General features: G+C 55.9%; 20 protein-coding genes. 12 read left to right on the top strand and 8 right to left on the bottom strand.

The genetic code is table 11. From position 1 onward, the window contains the following. Positions 1 to 425: 425 nt before the first annotated feature. Together AUQ42_RS09675 and AUQ42_RS09670 are read right to left on the bottom strand one after the other, a co-directional pair. On the bottom strand, positions 426 to 932 hold the full coding sequence (locus AUQ42_RS09675; protein ID WP_170310086.1) for a YbjN domain-containing protein: 507 nt from the start codon (positions 930 to 932) through the stop codon (positions 426 to 428). Between the two features lie 200 nt (positions 933 to 1,132). Next, complete coding sequence (locus AUQ42_RS09670; RefSeq protein ID WP_068518872.1) at positions 1,133 to 1,459, bottom strand: accessory factor UbiK family protein; 327 nt, start codon at positions 1,457 to 1,459, stop codon at positions 1,133 to 1,135. A gap of 214 nt (positions 1,460 to 1,673) precedes the next feature. Here AUQ42_RS09670 and rfaD point away from each other — a divergent pair, with 214 nt between their 5' ends. From rfaD to AUQ42_RS09620, 10 genes are all read left to right on the top strand, one after another. Beyond that, positions 1,674 to 2,660: an ADP-glyceromanno-heptose 6-epimerase gene (rfaD, locus tag AUQ42_RS09665; protein ID WP_068518871.1), complete on the top strand. Its 987-nt coding sequence runs from the start codon at positions 1,674 to 1,676 to the stop codon at positions 2,658 to 2,660. Between the two features lie 130 nt (positions 2,661 to 2,790). Next, complete coding sequence (gene lgt, locus AUQ42_RS09660) at positions 2,791 to 3,624, top strand: prolipoprotein diacylglyceryl transferase (protein ID WP_068518870.1); 834 nt, start codon at positions 2,791 to 2,793, stop codon at positions 3,622 to 3,624. Then, a complete protein-coding gene (locus tag AUQ42_RS09655; RefSeq protein WP_082817810.1) occupies positions 3,621 to 4,754 on the top strand; it encodes a class I SAM-dependent methyltransferase in 1,134 nt (377 codons plus the stop codon). Before lgt ends, AUQ42_RS09655 begins: the two co-directional genes overlap by 4 nt. Before the next feature lie 34 nt (positions 4,755 to 4,788). After that, complete coding sequence (gene pgeF / locus AUQ42_RS09650) at positions 4,789 to 5,610, top strand: peptidoglycan editing factor PgeF (protein ID WP_082817809.1); 822 nt, start codon at positions 4,789 to 4,791, stop codon at positions 5,608 to 5,610. A gap of 113 nt (positions 5,611 to 5,723) precedes the next feature. Next, positions 5,724 to 6,737, top strand: a complete 1,014-nt coding sequence (locus AUQ42_RS09645; protein WP_068518869.1) for a hypothetical protein — start codon at positions 5,724 to 5,726, stop codon at positions 6,735 to 6,737. 338 nt (positions 6,738 to 7,075) lie between these two features. Continuing rightward, positions 7,076 to 8,008: a ribose-phosphate pyrophosphokinase gene (locus tag AUQ42_RS09640; RefSeq protein ID WP_068518868.1), complete on the top strand. Its 933-nt coding sequence runs from the start codon at positions 7,076 to 7,078 to the stop codon at positions 8,006 to 8,008. Between the two features lie 123 nt (positions 8,009 to 8,131). Continuing rightward, positions 8,132 to 8,755 (top strand): 50S ribosomal protein L25/general stress protein Ctc, encoded by a 624-nt coding sequence (locus tag AUQ42_RS09635; protein ID WP_068518867.1) that lies wholly within the window; start codon positions 8,132 to 8,134, stop codon positions 8,753 to 8,755. 15 nt (positions 8,756 to 8,770) lie between these two features. Continuing rightward, positions 8,771 to 9,556 carry an aminoacyl-tRNA hydrolase gene (pth, locus tag AUQ42_RS09630; protein WP_068518866.1) on the top strand — a complete coding sequence of 262 codons (786 nt, stop codon included), beginning with the start codon at positions 8,771 to 8,773 and terminating at the stop codon, positions 9,554 to 9,556. A gap of 65 nt (positions 9,557 to 9,621) precedes the next feature. After that, positions 9,622 to 10,725 (top strand): redox-regulated ATPase YchF, encoded by a 1,104-nt coding sequence (ychF, locus tag AUQ42_RS09625; protein WP_068518865.1) that lies wholly within the window; start codon positions 9,622 to 9,624, stop codon positions 10,723 to 10,725. Between the two features lie 151 nt (positions 10,726 to 10,876). Further along, the gene (locus tag AUQ42_RS09620) at positions 10,877 to 11,605 is read left to right on the top strand and encodes a GMP synthase (protein WP_068518887.1); all 729 of its coding nucleotides are present in this window, start codon (positions 10,877 to 10,879) and stop codon (positions 11,603 to 11,605) included. A 132-nt stretch (positions 11,606 to 11,737) separates the two neighbouring features. Here AUQ42_RS09620 and AUQ42_RS09615 read toward each other — a convergent pair whose 3' ends face one another. Genes AUQ42_RS09615 through AUQ42_RS09600 form a run of 4 tightly spaced genes read right to left on the bottom strand, consistent with a single transcriptional unit; the run spans position 11,738 to position 15,289 of the window. Further along, positions 11,738 to 12,244: a DUF2478 domain-containing protein gene (locus AUQ42_RS09615; RefSeq protein ID WP_068518864.1), complete on the bottom strand. Its 507-nt coding sequence runs from the start codon at positions 12,242 to 12,244 to the stop codon at positions 11,738 to 11,740. Positions 12,245 to 12,247: 3 nt separating this feature from the next. Next, positions 12,248 to 13,288 (bottom strand): zinc-dependent alcohol dehydrogenase family protein, encoded by a 1,041-nt coding sequence (locus tag AUQ42_RS09610; protein ID WP_068518863.1) that lies wholly within the window; start codon positions 13,286 to 13,288, stop codon positions 12,248 to 12,250. A gap of 42 nt (positions 13,289 to 13,330) precedes the next feature. Continuing rightward, a complete protein-coding gene (locus tag AUQ42_RS09605) occupies positions 13,331 to 14,308 on the bottom strand; it encodes a rhomboid family intramembrane serine protease (protein ID WP_068518862.1) in 978 nt (325 codons plus the stop codon). 57 nt (positions 14,309 to 14,365) lie between these two features. Then, a complete protein-coding gene (locus tag AUQ42_RS09600; RefSeq protein ID WP_068518861.1) occupies positions 14,366 to 15,289 on the bottom strand; it encodes a LysR substrate-binding domain-containing protein in 924 nt (307 codons plus the stop codon). Between the two features lie 166 nt (positions 15,290 to 15,455). Here AUQ42_RS09600 and AUQ42_RS09595 point away from each other — a divergent pair, with 166 nt between their 5' ends. Together AUQ42_RS09595 and AUQ42_RS09590 are read left to right on the top strand one after the other, a co-directional pair. Continuing rightward, the gene (locus AUQ42_RS09595) at positions 15,456 to 15,983 is read left to right on the top strand and encodes a peroxiredoxin (protein WP_068518860.1); all 528 of its coding nucleotides are present in this window, start codon (positions 15,456 to 15,458) and stop codon (positions 15,981 to 15,983) included. Positions 15,984 to 16,161: 178 nt separating this feature from the next. Then, a complete protein-coding gene (locus AUQ42_RS09590; protein ID WP_068518859.1) occupies positions 16,162 to 16,698 on the top strand; it encodes a carboxymuconolactone decarboxylase family protein in 537 nt (178 codons plus the stop codon). Between the two features lie 86 nt (positions 16,699 to 16,784). Here AUQ42_RS09590 and AUQ42_RS09585 read toward each other — a convergent pair whose 3' ends face one another. Further along, positions 16,785 to 17,591 carry an alpha/beta fold hydrolase gene (locus AUQ42_RS09585; RefSeq protein WP_068518858.1) on the bottom strand — a complete coding sequence of 269 codons (807 nt, stop codon included), beginning with the start codon at positions 17,589 to 17,591 and terminating at the stop codon, positions 16,785 to 16,787. 127 nt (positions 17,592 to 17,718) lie between these two features. After that, positions 17,719 to 18,921 (bottom strand): aspartate transaminase, encoded by a 1,203-nt coding sequence (locus AUQ42_RS09580; RefSeq protein WP_068518857.1) that lies wholly within the window; start codon positions 18,919 to 18,921, stop codon positions 17,719 to 17,721. Positions 18,922 to 19,231 lie beyond the last annotated feature (310 nt).

Raw genomic sequence — 19,231 nt, 5'->3', positions numbered from 1 at the left:
GGTGCTCGGGCCGGGGTGCGGCGACCGGCGGGGATGGGGAGGCAAACTGTCTGGCGCCGCCGCCTTACCTTGCCGGGAGGCGGTGGTGGTGTTGGCGATCACTGGGACGGGGGGCTCGGGCCGGGTCGCGGTGACCGGCGGGGCATGGGGAGCAAACTGTCTCGTGGCTTCGTCCTTACCTTGCCGGGGGCGGCGGAGGTTTTGGCGATCACGTGGACAGGGTTGCTCAGGCCGGACCCCGTAACAGGGGCGGTACTGGAAATGAAGGGAATGTTTCAGATTCGCATGTGTCAAGCACGGACCGGCGATTATGCCGGTCGCGGTTGCAAAGAGATTGGCGGTTTGAGGGGAGGCGGTCTGGTGCGGTCCGGCATTGATCAAAAAGGGCAGGGCCGCACTTATTCGAAACATATGCGAAAGGCGGTTTATGCCTGTCCGGCCGGTTCAAGCATGGCATGGGTCAGGGCTTCGTCAGGTGACTTGCCTTGTCCAAGCACGAAGTTGAAGGCCGGGAAGAAGCGTTCGCATTCCGAAATCGCGATATCGATCAGTTCTTCGAACTGTTCGACCATCGGCGGGACATCGCCACCAAACAGCAGGGTATGACGGAACAGTGGCATGTTTTCTTCGAGCCACAATCCGAAATGCCCGATCCAGAGCTGTTCATTGCATTTGGTCACCAGTTCATACATGCGCGGACGCAGCGGTTCTGGCACAAACAGATCAAAGCAGCAGGCAATATGCAGTGCTTCGGCATCGTCGCGCCAGGTGAAATAGACCAGATAGGTACACCAGTGGGCCGGAATTTCGACCACCACCTCGTCTGAGCTGCGTCGTTCCAGATGCCATTGGTTCGTGCGGGCGATATCTTCGACAAGAAGCAACGGATTTTCGTCGCCCAGGTCGCCAATATCCTCCATTTGGTCGTTCATATATACCCAGCCTGTATCAGCATGTGCGAAAGGGCGCGCACTATATGCCGGTGCCCGCCGTCTTTCAACCGTCCCGCGACGCAGGACAGCAATGAATTTCGGAAATGGGGTCAACCCTGATCCGTTTTATCGGTCTGATCGACCTTTCCGCGATCCTGATAAGACGGTCTGCATCCCTTTATGTGGGGATTAAACCGCGCTTAGGAGTCTTTTTTTGCAGCTGATTTTGATGCGGTGCGTTTTGCCGCCGGTTTGCTAGCCGGTGCCGCGGCGGATTCCGCAGTTTCAAGGCGCTTTTCAAGATCGGCAATGCGGGCTTCAAGCGCATCGATGCGTTCGGCGGCCTTGATGGCAACGTCGTGAACAACGTCGAATTCTTCGCGGGTGACCATATCCATGCCCATCAGGATTTTTTCAAACTGCTGACGGACAAGGGCATCAACTTCGCCTTTGACGCCGGTCATGGTGCCCAGTGCAGAATTGGTCACACGGGTAAGGTCGTCGAGAATGCGGTTGTTGATCTGCATTGTTGTGGTCTCCGGCTTTTGGATCAAAGTGTTGCGCATAATATGGGTGTTTGGCCTGACAGGGCAAGCCGATCATCCGATCAGTCGCAGCAGGTTTTGTTATCAGTTTGACGATATCGTGATTTTAAGTGGCTTTTCTTGCTCCAGATCAGGGGCGGTCCTATAAAGTGACCAGAAAATTTGATTAATGGGCTGAGCCCGCCAGGAGAATGCAATGCTTATCGTCACCGGTGGTGCCGGTTTTATCGGTTCCAATATTGTTGCTGCCCTTGAAGAACGCGGTGAAACCGAAATTGTTGTCGTCGATCGTCTGCGCGACGGTATCAAATGGAAAAACATCGCCAAACGCAATCTGCGCGACATTGTTCATCCCGATGATTTGCCGGCATTTCTTGAAAAGCATTCCGGGGATGTCGAGGCCATTTTCCACATGGGCGCGATATCCGCGACCACGGAAACCGATGCCGACAAGATACTGAACAACAACCTGAAACTGACGACCTGGCTTTGGGAATGGTGTTCGCGTCATTCCGCGCGCCTGATCTATGCATCATCTGCCGCGACCTATGGCGATGGCAAACAGGGGTTCGATGACAGCTTTGATGCCGACGATCTGGCAAAGCTGGCACCGCTTAATGCCTATGGCTGGTCGAAACATGCGACCGACCGCCGGTTCCGTCGCATTCTTGATCAGAACGGTTTCCGCCCCAAACAGTGGGCAGGGCTTAAATTTTTTAACGTTTATGGCCCGAATGAGTACCATAAGGGCGGCATGCGGTCGGTCGTCTCGCAAATGTTTGACAAGCTGTCAGCCGGTGAAACGGCAACGCTTTTCAAATCCCACCACCCGGATTACGAGGATGGCGGGCAGTTGCGCGACTTTGTCTGGGTCGGGGATGTCGTCAATATCATCATGTGGCTGTATGACAATCCGGAAGTCAGCGATCTGTTCAATATCGGGACCGGCAAGGCGCGCAGCTTCAAGGATCTGGCATTGGCGGTGTTTAGCGCCATGGGCAAGGAGCCGGTGATCAATTACATCCCGACGCCGGAAGCCATCCGCGACAAGTACCAGTATTTCACCGAAGCCAATATGGCCAAGCTGCGCAAGGCCGGTTACGCCGCCGAGATGACATCGCTTGAAGAAGGGGTGCGTCTTTATATCCAGGATTATCTCGCGACCGAGGACCCGTTCCGGTAATTGCCGGATGTGTCGCAGCAAGGGCCAAATCGCACGATATCGTCAGCCGGTTTGCCATGATGCTGCCCATATCCTTTGGGACACGAACATCATCCATTTTGACAACTGATTGCCAACCGGAGTTTCCCCGATGCTCAGCCTTGCCTTTCCGGCGATAGACCCGATTGCGATTTCCATCGGCCCGATTGCCATTCGCTGGTATGCGCTGGCCTATATTGCCGGGTTGCTGCTGGGGTGGAAATATGTGGTTTATTACTGCACCAAGACGCCCAACATCATGAGCAAACGCGATGTGGATGATTTGCTGTTCTGGGCAACGCTTGGCGTGATCCTTGGTGGCCGGTTGGGCTATATCCTGTTTTACAATCTGGATTATTACCTTGAGAACCCGGCCAATATCCTGAAGGTCTGGCAGGGCGGCATGGCATTCCATGGCGGTTTTATGGGGGTGATTGTTGCCATCATCCTGTTTGCGCGCAAACGCGGGATTTCGATCCTTGCCGTGCTGGATGCCGCCGCAGTGGCAACCCCGATCGGTTTGTTCTTTGGCCGGATTGCCAATTTCATCAATGGCGAACTGTTTGGACGCACAACCGATGTGGCCTGGGGGATTGTGTTCCCCAATGGCGGACCCGAACCGCGCCATCCCAGCCAGCTTTATGAAGCAGCCCTTGAAGGGTTGATCCTGTTTGTTGTGCTGTTTGTTCTGTCGCGCAGTGCGTTTGTACGCCATCGCCCGGGTATTCTGGGCGGCACGTTCGTTGCCGGCTATGGCATTTCGCGGATCATTGTCGAATTCTTCCGCCAGCCTGATGCGCAGCTTGGCTTCCTTGCCGGCGGGGCGACCATGGGGCAGCTTTTGTCGGTTCCGATGGTTCTGGTTGGTGTCGGATGTATTGTCTATGCGATGAAATCAGCTCCGATTGAAACCCGCCAGCATCCCAAAGAGGCAGAAGCCGCGTGAGCCAGGTGCCTGAAACCCCGTTGCCACTTCTTGATCATATCAAACGCCGGATCGCGCTTTCCGGGCCGATCAGCATTGCCGATTTCATGAATGAGGCCCTGGCCCATCCGGAATATGGTTATTACCGCAAGCAGGACCCGTTCGGGCGGGCCGGTGACTTTATCACCGCGCCCGAAGTCAGCCAGATGTTTGGCGAACTGATCGGGCTGTGGGCGGCGGTAAGCTGGCAACAGATGGGCTGTCCGCCCAAGATTGATCTGATCGAACTGGGACCGGGGCGTGGCACCTTGATGGCCGATGCCCTACGGGCAGTGCGCAATGTGCCGGGATTTGGGGATGCGCTGACCGTGCGGTTTGTCGAAACCAGCCCGGTTTTGCGTACCCATCAGCAAACCGCCATCATGGCATCGGGCATACCGGCAACCTGGCATGAAGCGTTTGACAATATTCCGGTCCGTGCGGATGTCCCGGCCATCATCATCGGCAATGAATTCTTTGATGCATTGCCGATCCGCCAGTTCGAACGCGGCGATCATGGATGGTCGGAACGGCTTGTCGGTGTTGATGCCGACAGTGGTGAACTGGGATTTGTACGCGGGCGCGAAACACCGGTGACCGATGCGCTGATCCCCGCGACCTTGCGCGGGTCTGCAAAAAAAGGTGACATCTTTGAAAGCTGCGCGCCGGCAATTGCCATCGCCGATCAGGTCGCGCGCCGTCTGAATGAAACCCACGGGGCGGCACTGTTTATTGATTATGGTCATCCAAGCAGTGCCTTTGGCGATACCTTGCAGGCCTTGAAGGGGCATGAATATCACCCGGTCCTGCGTGATCCGGGGGATGCCGATCTGACGGCGCATGTGGATTTTGCCGCCATCGCACGGGCGATGAACGAAGCCGGGGCACGAACCGGTGCGGTTCTGACCCAGGGGACGTTTCTTAGGATGCTGGGCATTGAACAGCGTGCCGAGCTTTTGAAAACCGGTGCCGATGAACAGCAGGCGGTTGCGATTGACCAGGCGCTGGCGCGACTTGTTGATGCCGATCAGATGGGAACGCTTTTTAAAGTTCTGATCGGGTATGGTCGCGAGACCACGCCGCCACCTTGCGTCAGCGGTGTCGCAGGATAAATACCGACCATTCAAACCTTGGAGCCCGCAAACCATGACCCATCCGATCACTGACGGTATTGAACGTTCGTCAAACGGTCTGATCTGGTTTGAAGCCGAACGTCTTTCGGGGAAGGACGGGGTGCGCCACGGGTTCCTGAGCCGCAAGGGCGGGGTCAGTGATGGCATCCATGGCGGGCTGAATGTCGGGTTCGGGTCAGATGATGACAAGAACCGGGTGGCAGAAAACCGGGCACGCGCGGCATCGGCCTTTGCAACGGATGCGCAAAACCTGACGACGGTGTATCAGGTCCATGGCACCGATGTTGCGGTTCTTGACCGGCCGCTTTCACGTGACGAGGCCCCCAAGGCCGATGCGATGGTGACAGACCGGCCGGGCATCATGCTGGGAATTCTGACCGCCGATTGCACACCGGTTCTGTTTCATGATCCGGTTGCAGGCGTGATCGGCGCGTGCCATTCCGGATGGCGTGGATCATATGGCGGGATTTCGGGCAGCACGGTTGCGGCGATGGAAAAGCTTGGTGCGAAGCGCGAAAATATCACCGCCGCTGTTGGCCCGTGCATTGCGCGAAAATCCTATGAAGTGGATGGCGCGTTTCGCGAGACCATTCTGGGCGGCCCGGAAGGCAGTGATGATTTGTTTGATCCATCGGTGCGCGACGGGCATTTCATGTTCGATCTGCCCGAATATGTACGCCGCCGGACCATTGCGACCGGTATTGCATCGGTCGAACTGGTGGCGCGCGATACCCTGGCTGAAGAAGACTTGTTTTACAGTTATCGCCGGACCACGCTTCGCAAGGAGCCCGATTATGGCCGGCAACTTTCCGCAATCATGTTAACCGAGGCGTAGGGCCGCAAACGGCCCGGGGGGATACGTCATGCCGCATATGATTATGCTGTTTTTCTTTATGATCATCGTGACCATGGTCGGTTGCGTTTTGATGTGAATATATAAGTGACGTTATGAAATCGATCCTCCGTTCCCTTGTTCTTTGCATGTTGGTGTTGGCGCCGCTGGCGGCGTGTGGTGATTTGCCCCGCCCGTTCGAGGGGGCGGGACGCGAAGGTGATCCGTCGCTTCTGGAATTGCGCGATGCCGGAACGGTTCGGGTCGAGGCAGGGGATGATTTGCCGGACGGGGCATCGGCACATCTGGCACGGGCGATGGCGCGTGCCCTTCGCAATCGGGATATTCCGGCCTATAGCGACAGTCTGATTGGCGGGGATTATATCCTGCGTCCCAATGTGGTGGCCAATCTGGTCGAAGACGGGGCGAAGCTTGATGTGACCTGGGTTTTGATGCGCCCGGACGGGCTTGCGATCGATACCGCGCGCGCCCAGGGTGAATTGTCTGCCGAACAATGGTTTGCCGACAGTCCGAACGGCCCGGAAGAAAGCAATCTTGCCCTGCCCAAGGAGTTTGCCGAGAAAGTACGCGAGCTTGACGGCATCAAGGAAAATCCGATCCACAAGACCTATGACGGGCTGGTGGCCGAGTCCGCCGATCAGATTGCCTTTATGATTACCGGCGACCGGTCGGCCTTCAAGGCGGCACCTTTCATGAAGGTTGCCCTGATCGATTTTGCCGGTGCGCCGGGTGACGGGAACACCGCCCTTGCGCGGTCCGCCGGGGCCTTGTTGCAGTCAAAGGGCATTCTTGTTGATAACAAGGATATCGGGGAACACAGTGTCATTCTGTCTGCGACCATTGATGTCAGCCCGATTGAAAACGGTCAGAAACCGCCGGTCGACAAGGTTTCGATCGAATGGGTGATCATGGAACCCGATGGCAGTGAGCTTGGCCAGATGAACCAGAACAATGTCGTGCCCCATGGCAGTCTTGATAAATACTGGGGGGCGGTGGCGTCACTTGCGGCACAGGCCGCGGTCGAAACCCTTGAAGGGGTTCTTGGACAGATTGCCACGCGCAAGCAATTGCAATTGCGCGCAGATAAAAAGACACTTTCGGCGCGATAGGGCAGTTTGAGAACCGGGCGAGAACCGGGCAGGAACCGGGAGACGGGCCGGGATGATCGCCTGATGCATGACTGCCTTGTCGTGATTTGTCACTGGGCCCATTTACAGACTGTTAACGGCTGGTTATAAAGCCGCCGCGATCTGCCAAGGTGCGGGTTTGCCTATATATGGTCTTTGAGTGTCGTGAACATGTCGTCGATCCGGGCGGGGTTTCCCCGGTTTCCGGGCTTTTGGGCGACAAGGCAAGCAGGGAACCATCCCGGCAGAATGCACCGACCCGGATTCGCAATAGAATTTGTTTTTTCGCTTTCCCGGCACCCATTAACCGAGGCCCCGCTATGAAGATCCTCGCTGGTAACAGTAACCGCCCGTTGGCTGAGGCAATTGCTGACCATCTGAATCTGCCGCTTACCCGTGCAGATGTTAAGCGTTTCTCCGATGAGGAAATCTGGTGTGAAATTCAGGAAAACGTCCGCGGTGAGGACGTTTTTGTCATTCAGAGCACCTCTTTCCCCGCAAACGACAACCTGATGGAACTTCTGGTGATACTCGACGCGCTGCGTCGTGGGTCTGCACGTCGCATCACGGCTGTCATTCCGTATTTCGGCTATGCCCGTCAGGATCGTAAATCGGGTCCCCGTACCCCGATTTCGGCAAAGCTTGTTGCCAACCTGATCACGGTTGCCGGTGCAGACCGCGTTCTGACCATGGACCTCCACGCCGGTCAGATCCAGGGCTTCTTCGACATTCCGCTTGATAACCTGTTTGCATCGCCGGTTCTGACCAGCGACATCCGCAACAAGTTCGAAGGCCAGAAACTGGTCATCGTCAGCCCGGATGTCGGCGGTGTTGCCCGTGCGCGTTCCGTTGCAAAACGCCTTGATGCCGAACTTGCGATCATTGACAAACGTCGCCCGCAGGCCGGTGTTTCCGAAGTGATGCACGTTATCGGTGACGTCAAGGATGCGGCCTGCATCCTGGTTGACGATATCGTTGATTCGGCCGGTACCCTTTGCAATGCAGCCGGTGCCCTTAAAGAGCGCGGCGCATCGTCGGTTGCGGCATATGTCTCCCACGGTGTCCTGTCGGGCCCGGCGGTCGAACGTATTGCCAATTCGCCGATGACCGAAGTCGTTACCACCGATTCCATCCGGGCTTCGGATGCGGTGCGTGATTGCGCAAAAATCCGACAGCTTCCGATTGCGCCGCTGATGGCAGAAGCCATTCGCCGTATCTCGGAAGAAAAATCTGTTTCCGTTCTTTTCGATTGAGGGTATAAGGCCCTCGCCGCGGTGGCACCCCTGGAGGCCACCGCGCTTGTTTTCGTGGGCTTTCAGCGGTGATTTTCACCAACCTGCGAAGACAATATTTTACTAGTTCAAGGAGATTTTCCGATGGCAAATACTGTTATCTCTGCGGAAATCCGTGAACGGGCCGGAAAGGGGGCCGCCCGTGCCGTGCGTCGTGCCGGTATGGTCCCTGGTGTTATTTATGGTGCAAAACAGGAACCTGTTCTGTTCCAGATTGACCCGCGTCCGCTTTGGAAACTTCTGCATAAGCCGGGCTTCTATTCTCATGTTCTGACTGTTGAAGTCGGCAAAGAGAAATACGAAGTTCTGCCGCGCGACGTTCAGTTCGACAAAGTTACCGACGAAATCATGCACGTTGACCTTCTGCGCTTTGCAAAAGGCCAGACCATCCACGTTGAAGTTCCGGTTCGCTTCGAAAACGAAGAGAAATCCCCGGGCATCAAAAAAGGTGGTGTTCTTAACGTTGTTCGTCACGATGTTGAAGTCATCTGCGCTCCGAATGCAATTCCGGAAGAGCTGGTCTTCGACCTTTCTGGCGTTGAAGTTGGTGACTCGATCCACATTTCGGCAATTACCCTGCCGAAAGGTGTCGAGCTTGCGATCACCGACCGTGACTTCACCGTTGCGACTGTTGCTGCTCCGTCCGCTCTGAAATCGGAAGAAAATGCCGAATCAGACGAAGACGAAGAAGAAGCAACCGAAGAATAAGATCGAGGTCTTACGATGTTTTTGGTGGTTGGATTGGGAAACCCGGGTTCGGGATATGCCGCCAATCGCCACAACATTGGCTTCATGGCGGCGGACGAACTCGTCCGCCGCTATTCTTTTGGTCCCTGGCGCAAAAAGTTTCAGGGCCAGATTTCCGAAGGTGAATTGAACGGTCAGAAAGTTCTGGTTCTGAAACCGGAAACCTTCATGAACCTGTCGGGGCAAAGCGTTGGCGAAGTGCTGCGCTTTTATAAAATTCCGGTCGAAAACGTTATTGTTCTTCATGATGAGCTGGATTTGCCACCGGGCAAATTGCGCGTAAAACGCGGAGGCGGACATGGCGGGCATAACGGTTTGCGATCCATTGACGCCCATTGTGGCAAGGAATATCGCCGCGTTCGTCTTGGCATTGGTCATCCCGGGGACAAATCCCGTGTGCATGGTCATGTTCTTGGGGATTTCTCCAAGGCCGAGCAGGATGGCTGGCTGATGACGCTTCTGGACGGTGTTGCCGCCGAATTCGGGCGGCTGGTCAAGGGCGATGACGGTGGCTTTATGAGCAAGGTCTCGGCCATTGTGAACCCGCCCAAGCCAAAGGCACCGAAAAAGGACAAGCCGGACGCCAAACCGGCCAAAAAGGATGGCGATGCGGATGCCGGTTTGCAAAAGCGCGACGGCGACGGATTGGATGATTTGTCCGGTGCGGCAAAAGTCCGCGTTGAACGTGCGGACACACCGGTCAGCAATGCTGCTTCGGCCATGGCCGAAGCCCTTGCCAAGGCATTTGGCAAAAAGAAATAGTCTTTCGGCCGGGGACTGCCCGGGCCGATCCTGATGAACAGAAATTCAAGTGACGGAGCCCGAAGATGGGATTCAAATGCGGTATTGTTGGTCTGCCCAACGTTGGCAAATCGACCCTTTTTAACGCCCTGACCCAGACGGCGGCTGCCGAGGCAGCAAACTTCCCGTTCTGCACCATCGAGCCGAATACCGGTCGTGTCAGCGTTCCTGATGATCGTCTGGACAAGATTGCCGCGATTGCAAAATCGGCAAACATCATTCCGACCCAGCTTGAATTCGTTGATATTGCCGGTCTGGTCCGTGGCGCGTCCAAGGGCGAAGGTCTTGGCAACCAGTTCCTTGCCAATATTCGTGAGACCGATGCGATTGTGCATGTTCTGCGGTGCTTTGAAGATGGCGACATCACCCATGTTGACGGATCGGTTGACCCGGTACGTGATGCCGAAACCATCGAGACCGAGCTGATGCTGGCCGATATGGAAAGCCTTGAAAAGCGCGTTCCGGCCTTGCAGAAAAAAGCCCGTTCCAATGACAAGGATGCCAAGCTGGCGCTTGACCTGATCGAGCGCGCGCTTGTGGTGCTGCGCGATGGTCAGCCGGCCCGCGTGGTTGAAATCAATGGCGAAGACGAAGAAAAAGCATTCCGTATGCTGCAACTTCTGACCAGCAAGCCGATCCTTTATGCCTGCAACGTTGATGAAGACAGTGCGGCAGAAGGCAACGAACTTTCGGCCAAGGTTGCCGAAATGGCCGCAGCCCAGGGCGCGCGTTCGGTGGTGATTTCTGCGGCCATTGAATCGGAAGTGGCCCTGCTTGAAAGTGCCGAAGACAAGAAAGAGTTCCTCGAAGGTCTTGGTCTTGAAGAAACCGGTCTGGCCCGCGTCATTCGCGAAGGCTACAAACTTTTGAAACTTTTGACCTTCTTTACGGTTGGTCCGAAAGAAGCCCGCGCATGGACCGTGCATGAAGGGGCAACGGCACCCAATGCCGCCGGTGTCATCCACACCGATTTCGAACGCGGCTTTATCAAGGCCGAAACCATCGCCTATGACGATTTCATCGAATTTAACGGCGAAGCCGGTGCGCGCGATAACGGCAAGCTGCGCCAGGAAGGCAAGACCTATATCGTCAAGGATGGCGATATCTTCCACTTTAAATTCAACGTCTAAGCCGTCCGGATTTCGGATCGAATTCAAGGGCCGTCGCACAATGTGCGGCGGCTTTTCCTTTGGGGAACAGCGTTTTTGACGGCAGGGGGCTTGTCAAAGAGGGCGTGAAACAGATTTAATGACCCCAGTTCCGCACCATGATGAGGACCCGATGAACGAACTGAGTACCAATGATCGCATTTTGCTGATTTTCAATTCGGCCACCGGACAGCCGGGGCGGTTGGGAACGGTTTTGCGCAAATATGGTTACGAGTTCGACATTCGCCGTCCGGGCGAAGGCGATGCCTTGCCCGATGACCTGTCGGGCTATCATCTTGTTGTGGTGTTTGGCGGCCCGATGAGTGCCAATGACGATGATCTTGGCAATGTGCAGGCAATCATGGAATTCCTGCCCAAGGTCATCGAAAGTGACGTTCTGTATCTGGGCATTTGTCTTGGCGCACAGATGATGGCGCGCCATCTGGGCGCGGATGTTGAACCCCATCCCGAAGGCTTGACCGAGATCGGATATTACCCGGTGCAGGCAACCGATGCCGGGCGTGATCTTTTCCCCGACGAGATGATGGTCTATCACTGGCACAGCGAAGGGTTCGGATTGCCCGAGGGCGCGGAGCTTGTGGCGACCGGGCCGACATTTCCCCATCAGGCCTATCACATTGATGGACGTATCTGGGGCATTCAGTTCCATCCCGAAGTCGATGATGAGACCCATGAACGCTGGCTTGCCAATGGCGGGGATAAAACCGACCGCCCCAATGGTCAGGGACCCGATGAACAACGCGCCGGACGGATCAAATATGATCAGGCATTCGGGGAATGGTTCGAACGGTTTGCCGCCCGGGTTCTGGTCCGTGAACGCACAACCCTTCAGACCGGATAAGGCGCAAGCAGGTGCGGACTGGTTCGTGCAGCCGGGCTGATTTGCCAGCGTGATATCAGGCCGTCATGCCCATTTGCCCATTTGCCGATTTGCCGATTTTTCCATTGCCGGTCAGGGATCAGCAGCCACTCATCACGCGTCCTGGAGCAGGCTTGTCTGATGGTTCAGCCAGTCCAAGATTGCCTGTCGATCAAGGTCGAGACTTTCGGCAATGCCGCCATGGAAATCGGCCCAGGCATCGGCATATTCACCGCGCACCCCGACCAGCACCGGCACGCCAAGTTCAAGGGCGCGTGAAATCACATCGCGCAAACCGCGCCCGTCGGCTTCGCTGCGGCCAAAGCGCGCAACAATCAACAGATCACAATCGGTTTCGACATCGCGTTCAAGCTGCTCGGACAGGGATGACAGGGCATCACCATCAAGCTTGCAGCCCTTTGCCATGGCGCCACGGTTCTTGGTGATCGGCATTTCATCGCCGCTGCGCAGATTGCGGACATAAACCAGTGTGCCGCAGTCCCGGTCCTTGCGGCGTTTTTGCACATACCCGGCGATGCGATTGGCATCATAGCCCGCTGCGATGTCGGCAAGGATATCGTCAATCGGCTGTTTGGGAAGAAACGCAATACCCGCCAGCATCGATCAGAACCGGTCAATGACAGTGACGCCGGTTCCGGCGAAGTGATCCATATTCATCAGCGCAGTGGCGCCTTCGGCCAGGGTGACGCGATCGCCGATCAGTTTCTGCGGGGCCAGTTTGCCGGTCATGATCATGTCGACCATAGCATCATAACGGAATGCCTGCATGCCGTGGCTGCCCAGAATTTCAAGTTCATGGGCAACGACCCGATCCATCGGAACTTTGGCATGGGCATGGTCGCCGGTCATCAGGCCGATCTGGATATGCTTGCCGCGTTTGCGCAGGGACGCGACAGAGTTAAAGCAGGTCACAGCACTGCCAAGCGCATCGACCGAGACATGCGCACCGCCGCGCGTGATGTCCTTGATCGCGGTCGGGATATCATCAATTGCCGCGGCATTGAGAACCGCATTGGCGCCAAGTTCCTTGGCAAATTCAAGTTTGGCATCGTCAATATCAACCGCCACCACATAGGCCCCGGCGGCGGCGGCAATCATGATTGCCGACAGACCCACACCACCAGCACCATGCACAGCGACGATCTGACCGGCACTGACCTTGCCCTGATCGATCACACCACGGAAGCTGGTGGCAAAGCGGCAGCCAAGACTGGCGGCAGTTGCGAAATCCATTTCATCGGGCAGGCGCACCAGATTGGTGTCGGCATAGTCAATGGCGACAAATTCGGCAAAACTGCCCCAATGGGTAAAGCCCGGCTGGAATTGATGGTCACAGACCTGATGATTGCCGCTGTTGCATTCCGGGCAATGACCACAGCCCGATACAAACGGGACGGTGACCCGGTCGCCTTCCTGCCAGCGTTTGATATCCTTGCCGACCGCGACCACGGTTCCGGCGAATTCATGGCCCGGAACATGGGGCAATTGCACATCAGAATCATGACCCATCCAGCCATGCCAGTCACTGCGGCACAGGCCGGTTGCGCCAACCCTGATCACGACCCCGCCATTGGTCGGGGTCGGATCGTCAAGTTTCTGGACTTCGATCGGACCCTGATATTCAGTGAAATAGGCGGCGCGCATGGCAATCCTCCGACGGGGTTAGGGGACCCTTATGGGGTGAGTTCAATTATCGTCCGGGTTGGCGTCTTTATGCAAGCGAACAACTTTCGGAACACCAACAGACGGCTTTGTGGGCTGCTTTTGCTTTGGGCCCGTGGCAGGGCGATAGCGCCCCCAGGGTGATGTGTCGCGATTGTCGCCTTCCTTGCCCCACGGGCCGCGCTGATCGTCGCGCATGCTGGCATGTTTTGCCGCACGTTCGGCCTCGTAGGCGGCGGCCCATGGCGGGATGTTGGCACCCGTGCCAGCGTCGCGGGCCTTGCGGCCGGGGCGATAAATGCCAAAGGCCGGGGCAGGGGAGCCGTCGTGCCAAAGCGGGATGTTGCGATGCTTGAAAAGCGGGATCAGGGCAAGACCGGCAACGAAACCCGCAATATGAGCAACCCAGGCAATACCGCCATCGGCACCGCTTCCGAAATTGATGATCTGGGTGACAAACCAGAAACCGAGCACGAAAACGGCGGGCACATAGAAAATGAAAACCCAGAAGAACCAGACCAGCACGCGTGCCTTGGGATAAAGCAGAAAATACGCCCCCAGCACACCGGCCAGCGCCCCGGATGCACCGATCATCGGGATATGGGACTGGGTATCAAGCAGGCCATGGCCAAGGGCCGCGGCAATGCCGCAAATCAGATAGAACATCAAAAAGCGGAAATGCCCCATCGCGTCTTCGACATTGTTTCCGAAGATCCAGAGATAGAGCATATTACCGCCAAGATGCATCCAGCCGCCATGCATGAACATGGCCGAAAAGATCGACAAAAAGCCGAAGCCCGGCGGGAAGGGGGAGAATTCCGGTGGCAAGTCGGCATGGCCGAAAACAATGGCCGGGATTGCGCCATATTGCAGATTGACCAGCTGGGCCGACCGCGGATCAAGCGAGACGGTAAACAGAAACACCACGACATTGAGCGCAATGATCGCGTAGGTCACCCAGGGGGTGATGGTGGTCGGGTTGTTATCCTTGATCGGTAACATCGACGATAAGCCTGTTTCCTGTTTTACCCGTAAAGCAAATCAATGACGCCGGGCAAATCAGGCAACGTCGGCCTGATGCCGCGGGGTAAGCCGATCACGCAAATAGGTTGCCAGTTGGCGATATTCACGTTTGCGGGCCGAACTTCTGCGCCAGACCATGCCGATGCGCCGGATCGGGACCGGGTTTTCAAACGGCATGATTTTCAAAAGGTCGGGGCGGCGGGCCTCGACTTCAAGCGACATTTCGGGAAGCAGGGTCGATCCGACACCCGCAGCCACCATCTGAACCAGGGTCGACAGGCTGTTGGCCTGGAAGTCGGCGGATTTGCTCCATCCGGCTTTCTGGCAGACTTCAAGGGCCTGATCGCGCAGGCAATGGCCGTCTTCAAGCAGCAAAAGTTTTTCATCCTTGATGTCGGAAATTTCAAGGCGGCTTTTGCTGGTCAGCGGGTTGTCTGGGCTGCAGGCAAAGACGAACTGGTCTTCGAACAGATCAAACTCTTCAAGCCAGGCTTCCTCGATCGGAAGGGCAATCAGGGCAAGATCAAGTTTGCCCGCAGACAGAAGCTTGATCAGGTTGCCGGTCTGGTCTTCGCGCAGGAAGGGCTGCAATTTCGGGAAGCCGGACTTGATCTGGGTCATCACATCGGGCAGCAAATACGGACCGATGGTCGGGATGACGCCGATATGGATCGGGCCCGACAGCGGTTCTGTTGCGGCCTGTGCCATGGTGGTCAGTTCGTCGACTTCCTGAAGAATGCTTCGCGCCCGCGAAACGACTTCTTCGCCCAGCGGGGTGATCAGGACCTGACGCTTGTTGCGTTCGACAAGCTGCGCGCCAAGAAGGTTTTCAAGTTCGTTGATTGCCGCAGACAGGCTGGGCTGCGTGATAAAGCAGGCCTCGGCCGCGCGGCCAAAATGGCCGCATTCCGCAAGGGCAACTAAGTACTTGAGCTGCTTGATACTTGGTTGGGCAGCCATAAATTTTTCCTATCACCAACTGAGGATTTATCTATTTGTCTTAGTTAGTCCATTTCACTACAAATCGCCAGCAGGGAGTGCATTTTTTGCACTTGCACACAAGATGACACGGCCTGTCGGGGGCCGTTAATCGGGAATTTTAACTGGGTTATGGAGTACCAAAATAATGCTTACCGTTGGTGATACGCTTCCTGAATTCAATCTGACTGGTGTTTCGGGCAAAACCCCGGACAGCTTCGCACCGGTGACCGACAAGTCCTATGAAGGCAAATGGAAGATCCTGTTCTTCTGGCCGAAAGACTTCACCTTTGTCTGCCCGACCGAAATCGTCGGTTATGGCGAACTGAACGGTGAATTCGAAGACCGTGACGCAGTTCTTCTGGGTTGCTCGACCGACACCGATTTCGTCCATGCAGCATGGCGTACCCACCACGAAGATCTGGGTGACAGCCCGTTCGTATGGCTGGCTGACGAGAAAAAAGAACTGTCGGCAGCCCTTGGTGTTCTGGCGAAAGATGCCGGTGTTGCCCTGCGTGCGACCTTCATCGTCGATCCGGACAACATCATCCGTCACGTCCAGGTTAACGACCTTAATGTCGGTCGTAACCCGCAGGAAGCCCTGCGTATTCTTGATGCACTGCAGACCGACGAACTTTGCCCGTGCAACTGGAACCAGGGTGACGCGACCCTCTAAGTCGTATTTTACGACTTGGTCCAGACCGATTTTGGGGCCGGACACCTGTCCGGTCCCGTTTTCAGCCCATCGGGAAAATTTGATTGATCCATCTGCCGATATGGTCGGCGGCTTGGTGATGGCTGAAGAGTTTTGTGATTTTCGCTTTCAAAGCAGCAATGAATTCAGGGGTTAAACAATGACTTCTATCGTCGAAATCAAAGACGCAATGCCGTCCTATGCCAAGGATCTCAAACTGAACCTGTCGAGCATGGCCAACAATCCTGGCATGACCGACCAGCAGGTTTACGGCACAGCCCTTGCGTGTGCATTCGCATCGCGCAACGCCAAACTGATCAAGGCCGTTGCCGCCGAAGCAAAAGAAAAACTGTCCGAAGAAGCCATTGAAGCTGCCAAGGGTGCAGCGGCAATCATGGGCATGAACAACATCTATTACCGTTTCGTGCATCTGGTTTCGGATGCCGAATACGGTTCGATGCCGGCCCGCCTTCGTATGAACATCATCGGCAAACCGGGCATCGACAAGGCCGATTTCGAACTGTTTTCGATCGCGGTTTCGGCGATCAACGGTTGCGGCATGTGCATCGATTCCCATGACAAGGTACTCAAAGGTGCCGGCGTCAAAAAGGAAACCATCCAGAACGCCATCCGTATTGCATCGGTCATTCATGCGGTTGCGGTCGTGATCGACGCCGAAGACGCACTGGCCGAATAAGCCGACAGAATTCGGGCATAGCCCAATCAAAAAGCCCCGGTTGCATGACGCAGCCGGGGCTTTTTTGTTTGGGCAGCAAGTTGGTGTTAGCCATCGACAAGTTCGGCAAGGCCCAGATGCTTGAGGCTGGCGGCGATCACCTGATCGGGTTGATCGAAATGCGGGATGTGGCCGCAGTTTTTGATCAGCATTCCGGTCGCCGGGCCGCTGACATTGGCGCAGATGGTGTGGACCTGTTCGTCGCTGCCAAACTGGTCATCATCGCCCTGAATGACCAAAAGCGGGCAGGTGATGCTGGCAAGTTCGTCGACCATGTTCCAGTCACGAAAAGCCGGTTGCCGCCAGGTGTCGACCCAGGCGCTGAAAACGGCATCGGTCTGGAAGAAGTGATGGCGTTCAAGTTTGGTTTTCCAGTCGGTATTGGCATAAATGCCCGCCGCATCATTGATGCCGGCAATGGTGACGTCTTCGACAAAGACGTGGGCGGCCTCGGAAATCACCGCAGTGACATTGTCGGGGAAACGGGCGGCGTATTTAAGGGCAATGGTCGCGCCGTCACTGTGACCAAACAGGATGGGTTTGCTTAGTCCCAGTTCGGTGATCAGCCCGTGCAGATAAACATCGCTTTCGATGTTGTGGAAATCGACCGCACGGGGAATGTCGCCATCGGCATGCGGGTCTGACCGGCCATGGCCGCGCCGCTCATAGACAATGACAGGGTGCCGGGTTGCGGTTGCCAGTTTGGCGGGGAAGTCCCGCCACATGCGAATGGTGCCCAGGGCCTCATGAAGGAAGATAATGGTCGGGGCATCTTCACGAACATCGGCAGGGGTGATCCGCTGACAGAACAGACTTATTCCGTCGACGGTGGCGTAGAAGTTCTCGTTGATCATGATGTGTCCGATTTATCGGTAATTCAGTGCGTAATTATTGAATTCGATAATGGACAAAAAAACAGGGCCCGGCAAGTGCCGGACCCTGTTTGGTGATCAATGCCCCAAAATATCGGGTGCAGAAACCTTATTTCAGTGCAGCGCAAGCACGTTTGATACGTGCGCATGCTTCGGTAAGGGCCGCATCGGACGTCGCATAGGAAATGCGGAAATACGGAGCCAGACCGAATGCCGAACCCTGAACCGCAGCAACGCCTTCTGCTTCGAGCAGGTAGGTGACGAAGTCGGTGTCGGTTTCGATTTTCTTGCCATCCGGGGTGGTTTTGCCAATCGCACCCGCGCAAGACGGATAGACGTAAAACGCACCTTCCGGGGTTTTGCACGACAGGCCTTCGCATTCGTTCAGGGCTGCGACAACAAGGTCACGGCGCTTTTTGAAGACTTCTGCGCGTTCTTTAAGGAAGTCCTGCGGACCGCTAAGCGCTTCGATCGAAGCAGCCTGGCTGATCGAGGAGGTGTGGGTGCTGGACTGCGACTGGACCTTGTTGATCGCTTTGATCAGGTCTTTCGGGCCGGCAGCATAGCCAAGACGCCAGCCGGTCATCGCATAGGATTTCGACACACCGTTACAGGTCAGCGTACGCTCTTTGAGCTTCGGCTCGATCTGGGCGATGGTGGTGAATTCGAAACCGTCATAGACGAGGTGCTCATACATGTCGTCAGACATGACATAGACGTTTTCGTGTTTCAGAAGAACGTCGGCAATCGCACGCAGTTCGGCACGCGAATAAGCCGCACCGGTCGGGTTCGACGGCGAGTTCAGAACAACCCATTTGGTGTTGGGCGTGATCGCAGCTTCGAGCTCGGCGGCGGTGATTTTGAAGTCGTTTTCTTCCTGGCATTCGACCACGACCGGGGTGCCCTCGGCCATCAGGGTCATGTCCGGGTAGGAAACCCAGTACGGTGCCGGGATGATGACTTCATCGCCCGGGTTCAGCGTTGCGAAGAACGCGTTGAACAGGGTCTGCTTGCCACCACAACCAACGGTGATTTCGTCGATGGTGTATTCCAGGTCGTTTTCACGCTTGAACTTCTCGACAATGGCCTTGCGCAGCTCGGGAGTGCCAGCAACCGGAGTGTATTTGGTCTTGCCAGCATCGAGCGCTGCTTTGGCAGCTTCTTTGATGTTGTCGGGGGTATCAAAATCCGGCTCGCCTGCGCCAAGACCGATAACGTCAACGCCAGCTGCCTTGAGTTCAGCGGCTTTGGTGGTTACGGCAATGGTGGGAGATGGTTTGATACGGCTCAAACGGTCGGCAATAAACGCCATTGGTCTGTTTCCCTGGAATGAAAAAAGAAGTGAAAAGAATCGCGTTCTTTCGGATCGGACCCTACGCCTGCCTTAAATGCAATTCAAGGCAGTTTGTCGCGTTTTGCGGGTTCTTTGGGATGAATTTATCCAATTTAACCGTCCACAGGATGTCAGATCGAACAGAACAGAATGCATAACGCGGTAAAATGGTTCTTGTTCCGGCAATCCTGATCCTGACGGCTCCTGACATTTCCTGACAGGAACTGTCAGGGGTGGGGCTTGCGATTGGTGCTATCTGACCTATAACTAGGGGCAAGATCAAACAAGG

The organism is Thalassospira sp. MCCC 1A02491 (assembly GCF_001613785.1).
GTDB lineage: Bacteria > Pseudomonadota > Alphaproteobacteria > Rhodospirillales > Thalassospiraceae > Thalassospira > Thalassospira povalilytica.
The sequence above is the reverse complement of the archived record's forward strand: the minus strand, read 5'-3'. Positions and strand labels throughout refer to the sequence as shown.